10 protein-coding genes and 1 tRNA gene are annotated in these 14,166 nt (G+C 53.4%); 8 read left to right on the top strand and 3 right to left on the bottom strand.

What is annotated here, in order from left to right; genetic code table 11:
• Window positions 1–556 precede the first annotated feature (556 nt).
• The 3 genes from R6U67_RS05090 to R6U67_RS05100 all read right to left on the bottom strand — a co-directional run bounded on the left by R6U67_RS05090 (window position 557) and on the right by R6U67_RS05100 (window position 6,642).
• On the bottom strand, window positions 557–2,722 hold the full coding sequence (locus R6U67_RS05090; RefSeq protein ID WP_410251545.1) for an S-layer homology domain-containing protein: 2,166 nt from the start codon (window positions 2,720–2,722) through the stop codon (window positions 557–559).
• 138 nt (window positions 2,723–2,860) lie between these two features.
• Window positions 2,861–6,163: a PAS domain S-box protein gene (locus tag R6U67_RS05095; protein ID WP_410251546.1), complete on the bottom strand. Its 3,303-nt coding sequence runs from the start codon at window positions 6,161–6,163 to the stop codon at window positions 2,861–2,863.
• Window positions 6,164–6,568: 405 nt separating this feature from the next.
• Window positions 6,569–6,642 (bottom strand) — tRNA-Pro (locus R6U67_RS05100).
• 43 nt (window positions 6,643–6,685) lie between these two features.
• On the opposite strand from R6U67_RS05100, the gene R6U67_RS05105 reads away from it, so the two are divergent.
• The 8 genes from R6U67_RS05105 to R6U67_RS05140 form a co-directional block, all read left to right on the top strand.
• Window positions 6,686–7,570, top strand: coding sequence for a PD-(D/E)XK nuclease family protein (locus tag R6U67_RS05105; RefSeq protein WP_410251547.1), 885 nt, complete (start codon window positions 6,686–6,688; stop codon window positions 7,568–7,570).
• A gap of 73 nt (window positions 7,571–7,643) precedes the next feature.
• Window positions 7,644–7,961: a hypothetical protein gene (locus R6U67_RS05110; protein ID WP_410251548.1), complete on the top strand. Its 318-nt coding sequence runs from the start codon at window positions 7,644–7,646 to the stop codon at window positions 7,959–7,961.
• A 311-nt stretch (window positions 7,962–8,272) separates the two neighbouring features.
• Window positions 8,273–9,808: a photosystem II chlorophyll-binding protein CP47 gene (gene psbB, locus R6U67_RS05115; protein ID WP_410251549.1), complete on the top strand. Its 1,536-nt coding sequence runs from the start codon at window positions 8,273–8,275 to the stop codon at window positions 9,806–9,808.
• A 129-nt stretch (window positions 9,809–9,937) separates the two neighbouring features.
• Window positions 9,938–10,033 carry a photosystem II reaction center protein T gene (locus tag R6U67_RS05120; protein ID WP_068788327.1) on the top strand — a complete coding sequence of 32 codons (96 nt, stop codon included), beginning with the start codon at window positions 9,938–9,940 and terminating at the stop codon, window positions 10,031–10,033.
• 166 nt (window positions 10,034–10,199) lie between these two features.
• Window positions 10,200–10,736 carry a transcriptional regulator NrdR gene (gene nrdR / locus R6U67_RS05125; protein WP_410251550.1) on the top strand — a complete coding sequence of 179 codons (537 nt, stop codon included), beginning with the start codon at window positions 10,200–10,202 and terminating at the stop codon, window positions 10,734–10,736.
• A 286-nt stretch (window positions 10,737–11,022) separates the two neighbouring features.
• Window positions 11,023–12,009 carry a 30S ribosomal protein S1 gene (locus R6U67_RS05130; protein WP_410251551.1) on the top strand — a complete coding sequence of 329 codons (987 nt, stop codon included), beginning with the start codon at window positions 11,023–11,025 and terminating at the stop codon, window positions 12,007–12,009.
• A gap of 372 nt (window positions 12,010–12,381) precedes the next feature.
• A complete protein-coding gene (locus R6U67_RS05135; protein ID WP_410251552.1) occupies window positions 12,382–13,116 on the top strand; it encodes an HAD family hydrolase in 735 nt (244 codons plus the stop codon).
• Between the two features lie 11 nt (window positions 13,117–13,127).
• A partial coding sequence (locus R6U67_RS05140) for a protein kinase domain-containing protein (RefSeq protein WP_410251553.1) occupies window positions 13,128–14,166 on the top strand: 1,039 nt, incomplete at its 3' end.

Below are 14,166 nucleotides of genomic sequence, written 5' to 3' on the forward strand. Positions count from 1 at the left end.
ATAGTATAGCTTATATTTGGGTAGTTTCATGAGTTAAATATTGATAAAAATTGAATTCTGAATGAGCCTGAAACCACAATTAACTCGACACCCGGTGTTTCCAAAAACACCGAGTGTCTGACCCCAACCCGCCAAACCAGCTGCATCTGGGTAAATTCGGGTCGAATACCAGAAACCGGGTGTCTTGGAGACACTCGGTTTCTCGGTCTCACCCCGCAACTGACTGAGACACCCGGTGTTTGCAAAAACACCGAGTGTCTGACCCCAAACCGCCAAACCAACCGCATCTGGGTAAACTCGGGTCGAATACCAGAAACCGGGTGTCTTGGAGACACTCGGTTTCTCAGTCTCACCCCGCAACTGACTGGACACCCGGTGTTTGCAAAACACTGAGTGTCTGACGTTAACGGGCGAATTTAACTGTATCTGGGTAAGTTCGGGTCGAATACCAGAAACCGGGTGTCTTGGAGACACTCGGTTTCTCAGTTACCAGAAACCGGGTGTCTTGGAGACACTCGGTTTCTCGGTCTTGGTGGACGGGGAACTTGGCCTGGACTTAGGCTGTCACGATGTAGTCGGAATTAATCCCTGACAAATTCCACTTGTTCGCATCCTTCAAGGCTTGATAGACCATCGCTGCAACATCGGCCCGCGTTGCATCTTGGTCTGGATGAAGTTTCCTGACATCAGGATGATTGACCACAAATTGCTTCTGGGTCGCTGTCGCTACTGCTGGTTCGGCCCAGGTGGGAATTTGGTCCCGGTCGTCGTACTGATTCAGTAACTCCGCTGACCCACCTGAGAGGTCTAACCCATTCACCAACGACAACAACACTTGGAGTCGCTGCACATTTAAATTGGGGCCAAAGGTGGTTTCGGAAAATCCAGAGAGGAATCCCCCTTCATAGGTCTTGTCAATGGCGGCTTTAGCCCAATGGCTACTGGGGACATCCTGAAACTTGACTGTGGCCCGTTCTGGCCGGGGGTCGAACGCTGTGGCCAACAAGGCTGCATACTCGGCCCGCGTCATTTTCTTGTCGGGCCGGAAGGTTCCATCGGGTAGGCCCGTGATGACTCCCTTACTGGCTAACTCGATAATAAAGTCCTTGGCCCAGTGACCCTCAATGTCGGAGAACTTCGGCACATTCGTTGCTTCCACATCCACCAGATAGGGCGACTCAATCACGGGGAAATTGTCCTCCTGAACTAAGGCCTGATAAACCATCACCGCGACATCTGCCCGAGTTGCATCCAACATCGGTCGCAGATACCGCAAACTGGGATAGTTGACCACTAACTTGGCATCCGTGGCCTTGGCCACCGCCGCTGTCGCCCAACCGGGAATCTGGGATTTATCGGTATAGAAGTTGAGATGATTCTGATTCCCTTCACTCAATCCCAATCCCGCATTTAGGGCCAACAAGACGTGCAGACGGGTCACATTCTCCCCCGGACGAAAGGTGTCGTTGGGGAACCCGGAAATAAAGCCCATCCGCGTCACTTTCGTAATCGCATCGCGACCCCAGAAGTTACTGGGAATGTCTGTAAAGGTCTTCGCTGACTCTGTTAGGGGTTTGTCAAAGGCTTGGGCCAACAAGGCCGCAAACCCGGCCCGAGTAATGGGGGCGTTGGGTTTAAAAGTCCCATCCCCCATACCACTGACCAATTGCCGGTCAAATAGGGCCTGAATAAAGGGTTCGGCCCAATGACCCTTAATGTCCGTGAGTTCTGTTGGCGGTGAGGGGGAGGGTGTGGGCGTCGGTGTGGGGTCGGGTGTGGGTGTGGGTGTGGGTGTGGGTGTGGGTGTCGGGGTGGGTGTGGGGTCGGGTGTGGGGGTCGGCGTTGGCGTGGGTGTCGGAACACCGCCATCGACGGCTACAAAATCAACGGACCCCTCCACTTTATCGGGGTTGAGTTGGTTCCCCGCCGAGATGAAGGTTTGACTGGTGGCGTTCAGTAAGTCTTTGATGCCATTGTTGCGGAAGACATTGCCCCCCGGTTCCTCGGCTTTGCCTAAATCCGGGAGTGCTGAAGCTGTCGCCGACACGCCATAATCATCATTATCCTCGATGATATTGCCCCGCAACACCGGACGAGCGTCCCCATTGAGGACTAGCCCATACCGACTCTGCTGAATCAAATTATTGGCAATCAGGGGGGCCGCATTCTCACCAACCCCAATTCCGGTTCCATTGTTGCGTAGGGTATTGTTGCGGATTTCCCCTTTGGCGTTTTTCAACGCCCATATACCATAAGATGCGTTTCCTGTCAAGACATTATTATCCAAAATGGGTTTCGCCGTTCCCATGAGGCGGATGCCCTCTCGTTTACAGTTGACGAGGGTACTATCGGCCACCGTGGGGCTACCGGATTCAATCCAAATCCCCGTACCGAGACTTTCGGGGTTCGAGACGGTCACTCCCCGTACTTCTGCATCGGCATCGAGGCGAATCGTCAAGGACTGATTCCCATCACTGATGATGACCGTTCCTCCCCCAGTAATCAGGATATCTTTGCCCTTGTTGCTTTCATTGCCCACCAACTTGACTCCAGAGGGAATGGTCAGGGGAAAGGTCTCCTCAGTATATTGGCCCACTGCCAACTGTACCAAGGTGCCGGCAGTGGCTTGGCCCAGGGCATGGGTAATGGTCTGAAACGGCTGTTCCGCATCACCCGGATTACTATTATTGCCCGTCGTGGGATGGACGTAAACGGTTGTCATAATCGCTGTATTGATGATTCTATTAATGTTTTTCTGGGTATCGGCCCCTTGAGGCACGAATGCACCCACAGCTTCCAGGATAGCCACTCTAGGGAAGAATGGCGGCGGGGGAGAGACCAATTCCCGAGATGTTGAATATCAGCGAGAGTCAGGGACCGCAGACCGGGTTTGACGAATGGGGATTTCAATCATGAAGCGGGTTCCTAAACCCGGTTCGGAATGACAGGTTAAACTCCCTTGATGCTTGTCGGTGATAATCTGATAGCTAATGGACATCCCTAACCCGGTCCCTTTGCCGATGGGTTTGGTGGTAAAGAAGGGGTCAAAAATGTGTTTTTGGATGTTTGGGGGAATCCCCACGCCGTTATCGGCGATGACCACTTGCACCGATTTTTGCTCTGTGACGGCGGTGGTAATGGTAATGCGACTGGGGGCGGCATCGAGTTCGGAAGGGCTGCGACGGGCATCTCGTTCTTCGAGGGCATCGACGGCGTTGGCCAGGATATTCATCAAGACCTGATTGATTTGCCCGGCATAGCATTCGACGAGGGGCAAGTTGCCATAACGCCGCACAATCTCAATTCCCGCTGACTCGGGTTTCGCTTTGAGGCGGTTTTGCAGAATCATCAGAGTGCTTTCAATGCCGTCATGAAGATTCACGGCTTTGAATTCGGATTCGTCGAGGCGAGAGAAGTTCCGCAGCGATCGCACGATATCACGAATCCGTTGCGCCCCCACCCGCATCGAGGTCAGCAAGCGGGGCAAGTCATCGATGAGATACTCTAAATCCACCTCCTCAATCATCTCCTCCACCACCGCATCGGGTTCTGGATGCTGGTGTTGATAGGTGGCAATCAGCCGCAACAAGTCCTGAGTATACTCATCGGCATGGGTGAGATTGCCATAAATAAAGTTCACCGGATTATTAATCTCATGGGCTACCCCCGCCACCAACTGCCCCAGGGCTGACATCTTCTCACTTTGCACTAACTGATTTTGGGTTCGTTGCAACTCATCGAGGGTCGATTGCAAATTCTCGGCCTGCTGCCGTAATTTGGCCTCAGACTGTTGCAAGGCTCGTTCGGCATCTTTGCGGTCGGTAATGTCGGTATGGACGCCAATCCACTCCCGTAGATTGCCCTCCTCATCTACAATCGGCACGGCCCGCACACTCATATCCCGATATTGCCCATCGGCCCGTCGCAGGCGATGTTCAATCTGATAGAGACTACGGGTTTGCACTGCATGGGACCAAACGGCGGTGGTTTCATTGCGATCGCTTGGATGGATACTATTAATCCAGCCCCAATCTCGCAACTCCTCGAAACTCAGACCACTAAATTCACTCCAATCGGGCTGTTCGGAGGTAAACGCTCCCTTGGCGTTGGCATTCCAGACAATCTGAGTTGTCGCCTCAACTAAGGTTCGGAAGCGTTCTTCACTCTCCCGTAAGGTCAACTCCGCCATCTTGCGTTCGGTAATATCCATGGCAATGCCAAAGATACTGACTAAGTTACCCACGTCATCATACTGAGCCTCACATTTCTCTCGCACATAGCCCAACTTGCCATTGGCCCGAATAATCCGCACATCGATGTCATAGGAGTCTCCCGTGTCAATGCAATGGCGAATCCCTTGACGAACCCGAGGGCGATCGTCAGGATGGAAATAGGCAAACATCTCCTCTTGAGTGAGAGGCTCCTGACGCACTGGAATACCAATAATGTTAAAAATCTCATCGGAACAGGTGGTTTGCCCTGTAGCCACATCAATCTCCCAATTGCCAATATGGGCGATACGTTGGGCATCCTGAAGGTTACGAGTCAGCCGCTGCAATTGGTCTTGGGCCTGCTGTCGTTGGGTAATATCTAACACTGTCGCCCCAAAGGCAATCACCTGTTGGTTGCGATCGCGGATGGGAAAGGCCGAAAATAGCCAATGTCGCTCCACTCCTGGCTGGGCGGCTGTTTGCCCGCTAAAGGTTTGATGCAGCAGCGGGTCCCCGGTTTCGAGCATCCTCTGCACTCGCGGATGCAGCGTCTGAGCCAAATCCGGCACAATCTCGGCTAAGGAACGGCCTAAATGGTACTCAACGGGATATCCGGTCATCTTGGCCAGATTCTCGTTCACCTGCAAATAGCGAAATTGACCATCGAGAATCGCCATCCCCACCGGGGCCGTATCGATAAAGGTATCAAGGAGCGATCGCTGTTGGGCCAATTCTGCCTCAGCCTGTTTGCGTTCTGTGGCATCGAGGGCTAACCCCACTAAGCCCGTTACCCTGCCCTGGCTGTCTTTCAGACGCACCTTAATGGTTTCGAGATGATGGATCTGGCCATCGACAAAGGGGAACTGTTCATCGGCAAAACAAGGCTCATCCTGAGCGAAGCTGATGCGATCGGACTCGACGCAATTGCGCACGGCTTCTTCGCCAAACACCTCTTGATAGTGACCCGCTTCATACACCTGGCCCGGTGTCACCCCCACATCATCGCAGAAGGTGCGGTTAATAAAGTTCATATGCCCCGAGACATCGGTGGTCCAAATCCAAATCGGGGCATTGTCCATGATGGCCCGCAAGGTGCGTTCTTGTTGGGCCAGTTGGGCTTTGGTGGTTTCTTGTTCTGTGATATCCTCACAGACGATCGCCACATGAGTCGGGCGATCGCCATCCCAAATCGCTAATTTACGAACACGCATTAAGCGATTACGATCGCCAACTTGCACCAACTCAAGGGGAATTTCAACCACCTCATGATGAGTCAGAACCTGCTCATCGACCCGACGAAATTCATCGGCCTGATCTTTGGGAAACAACTCATAGTCATTTTTACCCAATAAGTCCTCAACCTTACGCCCAAACAACTGCGCCCCCGTACTATTGACGGCACAAAAGCGAAAATCCTCAGCGGCTTTGACCAACACCGCCACCGGTAGAATTTCTAATAAGGAGGCGAAAAAGGCCGGGGTTTGATTGGGCGTTGCATGGACCGTCGGCGCGTCAACAGCAATGGCTAACCCCTGCCAACGGGTTGACCCATCGGCTTGGGGTTGCGGTCGCGCCAGCAGCCGAATCACGGCGTAGTCCAAGTCCTGAGACTGGGGCAACGTTACTCGTCCTTGCCAGGCTAAATCTGTGTCTGTGGCTTCGGAAGTGGCGATGGCCTGGTGCCAGCGGGGGCGATCTTGGGGATGGATGCGATCGACCCAACTCCCGAAATTCTCGGGTTCTAAGTGCAACAACTCCCGACTCCCCCTAGAGACATGATGCCAGGAGAGGTTCCCCTGGGGCGATCGATGTAATTCATAGAAGCAGGCGGGCAATGTTTCTTGGAGTTGCCGTAACCGGGCCTCGCGATCGTCAAGGGCTTGCCGCAGTCGTTCCACTTCCTCCTGCAAGGCAGCATAGGCGTCGGGATCGGGAGACATAGCGAAAGTCATGATATGAGAACGCAAAAAGAAAGGCGATCGCCCCATTTAAGGCAATCTCAAGTTAAGTCATGTGTCGTGACGTTAATGGAGGCTAACCCCAATCTGTTGCAGATGTTAGGGCCAGTCGTCCCTCAACGAAATAAAACTCTCTCTATTTTAAAGTATTGGTATTGTTCTTAACTTGCTTCCGTTAATCCGTACAAACCGGACTTGCTGTTTCTATTTCTGGCAAAATGACACAACAAAAAGTACGTTGTTTTTCAAGAAAACAACCATAAACCAAAAGTTACATTCTTATTGCCTGTCCCGTCTCAACTGTCTAAAATCAAGGTCTTAGCATCAACCGGAACAACAAACAGCCTGCAACTCTTCCTAAGAAGACTTACAGGCTGTTCGGAGGATATTATCCTGAAATCGGAGCGGCGGGATTTGAACCCACGACCCCCACTACCCCAAAGTGGTGCGCTACCAAGCTGCGCTACGCCCCGTTCGCAGATCTAATCATAACACATCTATTCTCTGACGCAAGCCATGAGCGCAAAAAACTTTTCTCAACCCCAAGCCTCTCCCCCCTCAACTCCTGACCCTGAGCCAGTTTTGCGCCTCTCCCAAAGCCATCTCAATCGCCTACAAGACTGCCCGCGCTGGTTCCAAATTAGCCTCATCGAGCATCGGGAGGCGCCTCGGCCTCCTCAACAACAGCAACGACTCGCCGAAGGAAACCGCTTTCACCAACTGATGCAACAACGGGAACTCGGCCTCCCCATCGAGTCGGTGTTACCCGAAGGGGACAAACTGCGAGGCTGGATAGAAGACTTTGACCGGTACGCCCCAACTTGCATCACCCCCAACCCCAATCGTGACTCGATTACCCTACGGGACGCCGAACATGAACGCAGCTTCTTCTGGCAGAATATCCTCTGGCTGGTGCGTTACGACTTGCTGCTGTTGTCGCCGAAGCGGGCGCAAATCCTGGACTGGAAAACCTATCGCCGTCCCCGTCAGCCGACGTGGCTCAAACAAAACTGGCAAACCCGCCTCTATCTCTTTGTTTTAGCTGAAACCAGTTCGTATCCTCCTGAATCGATTTCTCTGATTTACTGGTTTGTCGAAGGGGCCGCCGCTGAATCGGACCGCCAATCGGGGCCAGACTCGACTCAAGCGACTCAATGTTGGCAATTTGACTATTCCTCTCGTGACCATGAAGCGACGCGGCGAGACTTGACCCAAATCGCCCAGCAATTTCAGCAGTATTGGGCCGCCTATCAACAGGGACAAGAGTTTCCCCGCCGTCAAGCGGGTTCTGGCCCCTGTGATCTGCGATCGTGTTTTTGTCATAAACTGGAGTCTGCGGGACTGTCAGCCGGCGATCGCCCCCTCACGAACCGACAAAAGATTCCCGAAGTGTCCCTGTAAACGACAATTGGCGGTCAATTAGCGGTAAGGTATGGGGCATCCTATGGACTGTGACGAATTGCATTAACGATCGGTGAAATACTTTTTTCTATCAGAAGGCTGGACTGTTGCTCGCGTTTGGGGAACCCAAGGACTCTGGAATGTCAATGCTTGGCGACGACCGCCTGACATTGAACGTCTCGACCTCTGTTTAGTTGAACGAGGTGAGCGACTCTGGCTGTATCGGGTTGAAGCCGCCGTGTTGATGGTTGAAGTCCGCCCCCAGACCCTAGACACGAAAGATACCAGCATTTCTCATGTGATGCTCAAACGCCTCATGGATGCCGAACAAGTTCTGACCCGACTATGCACATCATCAGTCACCTGTCAACTCGATTTACCTAAAAATTAACAATTCGTTACCCCAAAGAGCGATCGCCGTTCACGTGTCATTGTCGAGACCCATTTATCCCCAACAATTCGTAAAATACCCTTGCGATCGCGTCTCAGAATCGATACACTTCTTTAATAATCTTTAATTGATGCAGCCCTAAAAACAACTGCACTAGCACCGAACCTGATCGTCTTGAAGGGAGTTAACACGGCTGTGTTTTACAACAGCCCAACCGTAACCCCAAACCCGGCGGTCAGCCCGGTCAATTCGTAAGATAGACAAGCGTTGACCATCACTCAAATCACGTCATATAAGGAGGAGCGTAGTCAATGGGACTACCCTGGTACCGTGTACACACAGTCGTCCTGAACGATCCGGGTCGGCTGATTGCCGTGCATTTAATGCACACGGCCCTCGTCGCAGGCTGGGCCGGTTCAATGACCCTATTTGAACTCGCCACCTACGACCCGAGCGACGCCGTTCTTAACCCCATGTGGCGGCAAGGAATGTTCGTCATGCCCTTCATGGCGCGCCTTGGCGTTACCGGGTCTTGGAGTGGTTGGAGCGTCACCGGAGAAACCGGAGTCGATCCCGGCTTCTGGTCCTTTGAAGGCGTCGCCCTCGCTCACATCGTTCTTTCAGGATTACTATTTCTCGCCGCCTGTTGGCACTGGGTCTTCTGGGACTTAGAACTCTTCAGAGATCCTCGCACCGGCGAACCCGCCCTCGACCTACCCAAAATGTTTGGGATTCACCTGTTCTTGTCGGGGCTTCTCTGCTTCGGGTTCGGCGCCTTCCACCTGACCGGTCTCTTTGGACCGGGAATGTGGGTCTCCGACCCCTACGGCTTAACTGGCAGCATTCAACCGGTAGCCCCCGCCTGGGGACCCGAAGGGTTCAACCCCTTTAACGCCGGCGGAATTGTCTCCCACCACATTGCCGCTGGGATTGTCGGTATTATCGCCGGACTCTTCCACTTAACAGTTCGTCCCCCCGAACGGCTCTACCGCGCCCTACGGATGGGGAACATCGAGACGGTTCTCAGCAGCAGTATTGCCGCTGTCTTCTTTGCCGCCTTCGTGGTCGCCGGAACCATGTGGTACGGCAGTGCAGCCACTCCCATCGAACTGTTTGGTCCCACCCGCTATCAATGGGATCAGGGCTATTTCCAACAGGAAATCCAGCGTCGCGTTCAAACCAACATGGCCAACGGCGCCAGCCCCTCAGAAGCCTGGGAACAAATTCCCGAAAAACTGGCCTTCTACGACTATGTGGGTAACAACCCCTCCAAAGGTGGTTTGTTCCGCACCGGTCCGATGAACAAAGGCGACGGACTGGCCCAAGGCTGGCTCGGTCACCCGGTCTTCACCGATAGCGAAGGACGCGAACTCTTTGTGCGTCGTCTGCCCAACTTCTTTGAAACCTTCCCCGTTGTCCTCACCGACAAAGACGGAATTGTCCGGGCCGACATTCCCTTCCGTCGCGCGGAATCGAAATATAGCTTTGAGCAAGTGGGTGTCACCGCCAGCTTCTATGGCGGTCAACTGGACGGAACCACCGTCAGCGACCCCGCTCTCGTCAAACGCTATGCCCGTAAAGCGCAACTCGGCGAACCCTTCGAGTTCGATCGCGAAACCCTCGAATCCGACGGCGTCTTCCGTACCAGTCCTCGCGGTTGGTTCACCTACGGTCACGTCTGCTTCGCCCTGCTGTTCTTCTTCGGTCACATCTGGCACGGGTCTCGGACTCTGTTCCGCGACGTGTTCGCTGGGATTGACCCTGAACTTGACGAAGATCAAGTGGAATGGGGTGCCTTCCAGAAAGTGGGAGACAAAACCACTCGGGTCGAGCAAGAAATGGCATAACTCAGGTCGCTTTAGCTGCGCCTGAGGCCAACAGGACCCTTTGGGGAGGTGGCGATCGCCACTTCCTCAAATCCTTAACATGATTCCTTTGATAGACTAAGACTGTCCCACGTTGAGTTTTTAGAGATTATGGAAAGCGTCATTTACATTCTGCTCCTCGCGGCAACCCTGGCTTTATTGTTCTTTGCCATCGCCTTCCGCGAAACCCCCAAAATCGGCAAATAACCCCTTATTGTTCTGATATCAGCTCGATATCGGTTATCCACTCCTGTCGTGGGAACCGCTACGACAGGAGTCAGATCTTGCCCAGACGTACTACATTCGTGTAGTGCGTCTGTTATCATGTCTGCTAATACCTGTCAATTGTTATTGGGTTTCTACCCCAATTGTTATGCGTTGTCCCTTCTGCGAGCATACAGAAAGCCGCGTTTTAGAATCTCGTTCCACCGAATCTGGGCAAAGCGTCCGTCGTCGGCGACAGTGTCTGAACTGTCAACGCCGCTTTACGACCTATGAACGCATCGAATTTGTCCCCATGATTGCCATCAAACGAGATGGTAAACGGGAATCGTTTGATCGATCCAAACTGCTACGAGGCATCGTCCGGGCCTGTGAGAAAACGGCCATCGCCCCCGAACGCTTAGAGGCGATCGTTGATGACATCGAACTACGCCTACACCAGCGAACCAAACGGGAAATTCACACCAGCGAAATCGGAGAAATTGTCCTCGATTCCCTCAAAGACCTCAGCGAAGTCGCCTATGTGCGCTTCGCCTCCGTCTATCAGCAATTTCAGGGCGTTCGCGACTTCGTCGAAGCCCTCGATCGCCTGCGAGAAAGTCGTCCCGACGACCCCCTCGACGAATCCCTCGACGAGCCTCAGGATGTCTCCCCTGAAACCGCGCCCAACTGCGCCATCTCTACGTGAGGTCCTCCTAAGGGCGATCGCCATCGGCGTTACCCCCATCCATTCCCCCTATCAGACCGGACATTATCCCGATTTTTAAGATTCCCCAAAAAAAGCCACCCACAAAGTCGTAGTAGTGGGATAGAATTTGCTATGCTGTTAGTCAATTCGCCTTCAAACGAAGGTGATGCGGTGTTTCGTCAAAGGAGGACTTGCTTGCAATCATCGCCCTGTCCGTTCAATTCTGTAACACCCATCAGCCGGAGGCAAACCTCAGTTATGGAGACTCAGTCCTAGGAAAACACGCATGGTCAATCAGAATACAACGCAAAGAGATGTCGGTTTCACACACGAAGATTTTGCCGCATTACTCGACAAGTACGATTATCACTTCAATCCCGGCGATACCGTAGCAGGGACGGTATTTAGTATAGAGCCAAAAGGCGCTCTGATTGACATCGGTGCCAAAACCGCCGCCTACATCCCGTTACAGGAAATGTCAATCAACCGTGTCGAATCTCCGGACGAGGTCTTGCAAGCCAACGAGACGCGGGAATTTTTCATCCTCATGGATGAAAACGAAGACGGACAACTAACCCTTTCAATTCGTCGCATTGAATATATGCGCGCTTGGGAGCGGGTTCGCCAACTTCAAGCAGAAGATGCCACCGTTCACTCCGGTGTCTTCGCCACAAACCGAGGCGGGGCATTGGTTCGCATTGAAGGATTGCGCGGCTTTATCCCCGGTTCCCACATCAGCACTCGTAAACCCAAAGAAGACTTAGTGGGCGAAGATCTGCCCCTGAAATTCTTGGAAGTCGATGAAGAACGCAACCGTCTTGTCCTCAGCCATCGTCGTGCCTTAGTTGAGCATAAGATGAATGGCTTAGAAGTCGGCGAAGTCGTCATCGGAACCGTGCGCGGCATCAAACCCTACGGTGCCTTCATCGATATCGGTGGTGTCAGCGGCTTGCTGCACATTTCCGAAATCTCCCACGATCACATCGACACCCCCAGCAGTGTCTTCGATGTCAACGACCAACTCAAGGTCATGATTATCGATCTCGATGCCGAACGGGGCCGGATTTCTCTATCCACCAAGCAACTCGAACCCGAACCCGGTGATATGGTGAAAAACCCTGAGTTGGTGTACGAGAAAGCCGAAGAAATGGCCGAGAAATTCCGTCTACAAATGGAAGCCAAAGCCCAAGGTATCTCTCCCGAAGAACTCGAAGCCCAAAATGCAGTGGGTGTCGAGGAAGAGGACGACGAGATGGTGTCGGCCACCGAGTAAGACTCACGCCGTTGTTTCAAGCCGTTGTTTCAACAATACCCGGAGTAGAAGAGTCTCCGAGACTCTCCTAACTCCCTCATAACACTGCAAAAGAGGGTCTCAGTCCCTCTTTTTTCTTGCCCTAACCCCCACAAGGTGCGTTCAGGCAAGTTCTAATTGAACGTTCCATATAGCGAAAGTAGGGGCGAAAAATTTTTCGCCCCTACAATACCAGAACCAACCCGACCCTATTGCTAGCTTGCCTATTGCCTGTTCCCTGTTCCCTGTTCCCTATTCCCTGTTCCCTGTTCCCTATTCCCTGTTCCCTATTCCCTATTCCCTATTCCCTATTCCCTATTCCCTATTCCCTGTTCCCTGTTCCCTATCCCCCCCATGAACCTTACCTGTAACAACGTCACCTTTGAAAACATCCAGGCTATCATTTTCGATAAAGATGGCACCTTATTGGATACCCAAGACTTTTTACGCCGATTAGGACTCGCCCGAATCCGACGACTCGATGCCCAAATTCCCGGCGTTGGCGAGTCCCTGATGATGGCCTTTGGCATTGAAGGCGATCGCCTCGATCCCACCTATCTCCTCGCCGTCGGTAGCCGCCACGAGAACCTAATCGCCGCCGCCGCCTATGTCGCTGAAACCGGCCGTAGCTGGGCTGAATCGCTCCAGATTGCCCGAGAAGCCTTCAATGACAGCGATCGCCTCCTCAAAGACGACGACACCTCCCCCCTATTTGTTGGCTCCTTAGAAGTCCTCCACGACCTGGCCAACGCCGGTTTCAAACTGGGGATTCTCTCAGCCGACACCAGCGAACGGGTGGCCCAATTTGTCCAGAGTTGCCAACTCGATCACCTCATCGGCGTCAAAATGGGAGTCGACGACGGCCCGAGTAAACCCGATCCTGCCCTCTTCCAACAAGCCTGCGCTGCCCTCGGCGTATCCCCCCAGAACGCTATTATGGTAGGAGACTCCCCCCTAGACATCGAAATGGCTCAACGGGCCGGGGCAGCCGGAACCATCGGTATTTGTTGGCATTCTCAAGACCATCGTCACCTCAGCCAAGCCGATGTCACCATCGAACAACTCGAACAACTCCACGTCGTCGCCTAACACCTGCAACCATGCAACCCCCGCTGCCTGCTGATACCCTGCTACAACAGCGCTATTCCCTCATTCGGCTGCTTGGACAGGGTGGGTTTGGCCGCACCTACTTGGCAGAAGATCGGGGTCGCTTTAACGCGCCCTGTGCTGTCAAAGAGTTTGCCCCAACGCTTCTTGATACCACCCTCCTCGATAAAGCCAAAGAACTCTTCGAGCGCGAAGCCGAAGTACTCTATCAACTGCAACATTCCCAAATCCCTCAATTTCAAGCCATTTTTGAGGAGAACCAGCGGCTGTTCATTGTGCGGGATTATGTTCCAGGAGAAACGTATGAAAGCCTATTGCGATCGCGCGGTCCCTTCAGTGAAGCCGAGGTCACTCAGTTTCTGCGAGATATTTTGCCGGTTTTAGACTATATCCACAATCAAGGCATTATCCATCGAGACTTGTCTCCTGAAAATATCATTCAGCGTCAGAGCGATCGCTTACCGGTTCCCATCGACTTTGGCGTCGTCAAAGAGATCGCCAGCCAACTACAAGCCGCTCAAACCCAGGAGCAATCCTCGGATACACAATTACCCGACACCAGCCAACCCCAACCCCCCATCCCCAACGCCACCCTCGTCGGTAAACCCGGCTATGCCCCTCCTGAGCAGCTTCACCAAGGGCGGGCCTATCCCCACAGTGACCTGTATGCCTTAGCCGTGACAGCCATTGTCCTCCTCACCGGGGAAAAACCCGCCAACCTCTACAACGACGACGAATCTCGCTGGACTTGGCAACAGGCCGGTTCCGTCAGTCCCCAACTGGCGGCAGTTCTCAACAAAATGCTGAGCGATCGCACCAAAGAACGCTATCTCACCGCCCAAGACGTGCAAGCCGCCCTCTTGGCTGAAACCACGGCGGCCCCTGGTGTTCCTGACCGCCAAGCCTCCCCAGAGGCTCAAGACCCCAATCGCCGTTCCAACCCTCCCTCAAGCTTGCCTACCGTCATGGTGAGCCGATCGCCCGACACCGTCCCCCCGAACCCCGGAGGCGATCGCGCCACCCAAGTCTCCC

Origin of the sequence: Sodalinema sp. (assembly GCF_046483825.1) — a bacterium.
Classification (GTDB): Bacteria; Cyanobacteriota; Cyanobacteriia; order Cyanobacteriales; family Geitlerinemataceae; genus Sodalinema.